The organism is Dialister sp. CAG:357, assembly GCF_000435155.1.
Lineage (GTDB): Bacteria > Bacillota > Negativicutes > Veillonellales > Dialisteraceae > Dialister > Dialister hominis.
Genome location: NZ_FR896429.1, coordinates 1 through 4,843, shown reverse-complemented (window position 1 = coordinate 4,843; position 4,843 = coordinate 1). Strand labels below are relative to the sequence as shown.

The 4,843-nt window shown below is 41.8% G+C and carries 4 protein-coding genes; 2 read left to right on the top strand and 2 right to left on the bottom strand.

What is annotated here, in order from left to right; all coding sequences use genetic code 11:
• Positions 1-504: 504 nt before the first annotated feature.
• Entirely contained in the window at positions 505-2,292 is a 1,788-nt protein-coding gene (locus M3200_RS05495; protein ID WP_022382549.1) for a phosphoethanolamine transferase, read from the bottom strand.
• A 91-nt stretch (positions 2,293-2,383) separates the two neighbouring features.
• Positions 2,384-3,367 carry a glycosyltransferase family 8 protein gene (locus M3200_RS05490; RefSeq protein WP_022382548.1) on the bottom strand — a complete coding sequence of 328 codons (984 nt, stop codon included), beginning with the start codon at positions 3,365-3,367 and terminating at the stop codon, positions 2,384-2,386.
• Positions 3,368-3,625: 258 nt separating this feature from the next.
• On the opposite strand from M3200_RS05490, the gene M3200_RS05485 reads away from it, so the two are divergent.
• Positions 3,626-4,474, top strand: coding sequence for a glycosyltransferase (locus tag M3200_RS05485; protein ID WP_022382547.1), 849 nt, complete (start codon positions 3,626-3,628; stop codon positions 4,472-4,474).
• On the top strand, positions 4,414-4,806 hold the full coding sequence (locus M3200_RS05480) for a glycosyltransferase (RefSeq protein WP_353867219.1): 393 nt from the start codon (positions 4,414-4,416) through the stop codon (positions 4,804-4,806). Before M3200_RS05485 ends, M3200_RS05480 begins: the two co-directional genes overlap by 61 nt.
• Positions 4,807-4,843: the final 37 nt, after the last annotated feature.

The following is a 4,843-nucleotide window of genomic DNA, read 5'->3' as shown; positions in this document are numbered from 1 at the left end:
ACCAGAATGGTCCAAAAAAATATCCGCACCCCCTTTCCATTGTACCTTCCATCATGGACCAACCTTTCCCACAACACACCGGCCCCGCCGGTTTTTGAGCACAACAAAAAGGCGGCACTTTGACTGGCGCCCGCCTGCAAAAGACCTATCACTCCTCCCCGCACGAAACCCGACGCAGCCTTCCCGCTGCCAGCTCCCTTCCACAGAGCTCGTCAAGAAACATAAACAGAACCGCCAGACCTTCCGCAGCCGGCCAGTCCTTTATTGATACCAGCCCTTCCCTCCATCGGAAAGACACGGATCAATCACGTAATTCTCCTATATTATCCAAAATGCTGTATCAATATTCAAATAGAAAATAATCATAAAGATTATAAACTCCATGAAGCCGATGCATAGCAGAATAAAGATTTGGAAATGAGGAGAAAAAGAGGAGAGAAGAAAATAAAAAGCAGGGACAAATCAACTGTTGATCTGCCTCTGCTTTTTATCATCATACTGCAATTATTTCAATTGAGGATCATCCACTATACGGATTTCTCCATACCTTGTCGTTGCCTGATCTTTGGTAAAGCTGAACTCAGGACTTGTCGGATCATACTTGGCATCATATCCTGTGTTAGGTGCTCTAAGAATACCGCAAACCAGATCGTACATTAAATCATTGGTGAATATATCATCCTTATGAAGAGCAAGTTCCTTAGCGGTTTCTGGATATTCCTTCTGATAGGAGTCAGATAAGTATACAAAGAGAGGAATACGAGCCATTTCCCACGTAAATTTTCCGTCTCCATGGAAATACTCCATGTCTTCCCCGTGATCCGAAGCATAGACCATAGCCTGCATATTCAAATGATCTTTCCCGTAGTCATAAATACGTTTTAGTACATCATCGGTATATAAAATACTGGAATCATAGTCATTTACTTTTTCGGAATGACCATCAACCTGAATACCTGTAAAATCTGGAGGAACTCTGTCTTTATAACGATCATGGCTTCCTTCCAGATGGATGACAATGAACGCTTTTTCACCATCAGGTATCTTTTTCAGTTCATCCAGAACCTTTCCATCATCGCTTCCAGGCCGGCGGGTAAAATAAACCTTCTTCGAAACACTCGTTGTAAGCTCAAGTGCTATATTCCCAGGAGCTGGAGACTGGTTACTGATAAAGTATGTCGGATATCCAATCTGATTTGCTACATCCGTTAGAGAAATACTCTCGTTTCGGTTTCTTCCATTATATTGATTTATATTTGTGAGGTAATAAGCAAGTGCTTTTTCCGTCAGAGGGAAACTAGTATATGCTTTATCAAAAAGGAAGAAATCTGAGTTCGCCTCTTCTTTAGAAAGCCAGGGCGTCGTTTCAGCAGGATACGACGGATTAAATGCCTTCATATGATCTTCGGCAGCACTTTCACCAATAACCACGATAACAGAGCCATTCAGCATCTTGGGTGTCTCCCCAACAAAGTGAAAATCCTTCAGGTTTTCATCATGTTTCTTCATCGCTGCTTTAGATCCCATAATATATTTATGAGCTACACGATAGCTCCATGAAGGAAATGTACGCGGAATGCCTCGTGCAAGAGGCACCAAAGCAGCAATGACAAGAATACCGATTCCTATCATTTTTAAACTATGAAGTGAATTTCCCTTATCTTCTCTATTTCCTTTATAGATTAAAACCGCCGTCAGAATCATATAAAGAATAAATAATCCCAAAACTCCGACTAACGCGGCCGCACCTAAATGAGACAGTAAGAATTCCTTGGTCTCATTAAAGTTGGTCAGGAGCACTGAGATCATCGCATCATGTGTGAATCCAGCATCAAAGATTTTGTAATACGTAATATATACAAATGCGCCAAGCGAAAAATATCCGATCAGAAGGAAATTAAAGAGTGAAAGTACCGGTCTCAACAGTCTTTTCAATGAGCCGATATATTCTAATAAGAACGTAAGTACCAAAACCGGAATTAGTGTCAAAACATCGTCATTTAATACCTCTACTCTAATCCCCCAAGTTCCGCCAGAACGCGCGCCAATATATGAAAATGCTCCCAGCCAGAAATAAAAGATTAAAAGCCCCGGTCTCCAGGAAGGATGAAGCAGGCTTCTCCCTGTCAGACACTCTGATAAAAATACCAAAACAACTCCGATAAGCACATTACGAATCCCATGATTGAAATTTCCAAGATCAGTAATTCCCACCAGAGCAAACCAACCATAAATCAGCGCCATGGCAGCAATTGCCAGCGCTAAATACCTTCCCAATTTTCTTGTTTCCATACCTATGTTTTTAATCCAACCCTTAATGATTCCATACCTAAAACATAAAGACAGCGTAATGGATCTTCCCCATCCATTACGCTTCTTCTATTTATAATTTCGCGCCAATGTACTTCAAATACCACCCGATCATCGCACCATACTGGCCATTCATGCGAGCAGATCTTGCTGCCTGATGAAGATTTTTTGTTCCCTTCGGAGGAACAAGAGGCACGTCTTTCCATGGTGAAGATTTTTGGATAGCTGCGTATTCTTTTACAACCGGCCATCCCTGCACCCAGCTGTGCCATGGCTTAGCATGCCCGGCAAAATGAATGATGATCTGTTTCTTATAATCTTCATTCACTGGCTGTTTTTTGAACAAAGACTGCCGGTCCAGGTTGTAGAGGTAGTTGTACTTCTTTTCAATATAGAGGCACTTACCATCGAGCATCTCATTGTGAATGTCCTGATCATGGTGAGAAAGACGGTTGCCTATACGTTTTACGTTTTCCTGCGCGCGGCGGACAATGTCATCAAAGCAGCCCTGCTCCATCCATGGTCCCAGATTCATCAGCATCATACCTGCATTGAAATAACGGCTCGTATGCATGCGTTTCATCTGTGCCTTTTCATTTCTGTCCGATACGACAGCGACAAGCTTATCCCCAAAGTCGAGTTCTTTCAGGTAACGAAGCGATCCGCGGCACATCATATCTCCATCCAGGTAGAGCCCTCTATCTGTCAAAGGTGCCAGTGTCGGTGCTACCAGGAAACGATAGAAGAAAGCAGGATTGCCATCAGAGAGAAGCAGCGTCTTGAAAGCACTGTCATCGATCAGATGAACCTGCACAGGGCATCCCGTAATCAACGCCATTTCCTCCAGATGTTCCCTTTCCTCGTCCACAAGCTGATTCACAAAGAAGTGAAAACAAAGTGGAAGATCCTTATTATGCTCACGCACCGTTAAAGTTACAATTCCCATATGCGGGATATAGTCCGCTGTCCCGGTCAACGCAATATGAAAGGCATCTTTCTCAGGCTCTCCGCCGATAAAGACCGTATCTTTCACGGCATGAAGAAGTACATTTTCCATATCATAAACTCCTAAAAAAGGACAGCATTATAAGAATCCATCAGAAAATTCCATAATATTAAGTATTTTTATTGTACAAGAAAAGCAAGTATTTTTCCATGAATTAACCCATTTCATTTTAACATGACTATTTTTTGCTCAGATGAGAATTTATTTCTAAACAGTCAAATCCATTTTATTTCTTATGCAACAGCATCATGATATAATACATAAGCATAAATTCGAAAATTATCTTCGCTTGTTGGAGGATCCGAACCAATGAATATCGTCATCGCTCATTTCAACACAAACTGGGTAAATTTCTCTGGTGGCGTTGAGAAAGTAACGTGCCAACTTGCAAACGCACTTTGTAAAAGAGGACATCAAGTCACGATACTTTATCGGGACGGTAAGGAAGGTCCCCCTTACTTCCCTCTCGATTCATCTGTAAAAACAGATAACATCCTTTTTGAAAACGGAAAGAAAGTCATTTCTGAAAAACTTCCTCCTCATTATCGTATTGGACGTGAAATTGCCAGAGTTTTCAGTCAAAAGGCAGCGCAAGGTATCAATGCGCAGCACAAGGGAAAGCAGTACGGAGCAGCTATACGTAAGCGCTTATCTCAAATTCAACCAGATGTAATTATTATAACATCTGTTCCTTCTACTGTATATACATTAACAGATACAGGATATCGAGGACCATTAGTAACAATGATCCACGCTCAGCCAGACATTCAATTCCCCTTACTCTCCGAAAGAGAAAAGAAATATGCTGCACAGTCATCCGTGATTCAGATTTTGACTCCCAGCGGCATAACGACGGCAAAGCGGTACTTCCCTAATACGAATATCTGTGTTATTGGAAATACAGTTGAAATCCCAAGGTCCTTAAACAATAGAAATCCAGATATCCCCATCATTACATCGGTAGGGACCATCTGTGATCGTAAAAATCAGCGTTTGATTATATCAGCGTTTAAACTGATTGCAAATCGTTTCCCTAAGTGGCACGTAGAACTATGGGGATCTGTTGATGAAAACTATGGAAACTTACTAAAAAAGACATCCACGAATCTGGTTTTGAAGATAGAATCCACATCAAAGGCCAAACAAGCCATGTCCTAGAAGATGTCTACAGTAGAAGTAATATCTTCGCTACTCCAAGCAAAGCCGAGGGTTTCAGCCTTGCATTGACCGAAGCAATGGCTGCCGGGCTTCCACCTGTAGCTCTGTCAAACTACCCGGGCAATATTGATTTAATAAAAAATGAGCAAACAGGATTCCTTACCAAAAATAATCCTCAAAGCTTTGCTGCTGCCCTTGCCCGCCTGATGGAAGATGCTGAGCTCCGCCAGAAAATGGGATCTGCGGCTAGAGAATCTATGCTGCAGTATGATCCGGAAGTCATCTTTAATCAATGGGAATCTCTATTAAATGATTTAGTTAAAAACAAATAATACAACAAAAAAGATGCTGCCGTAAGGGGAGCATCTT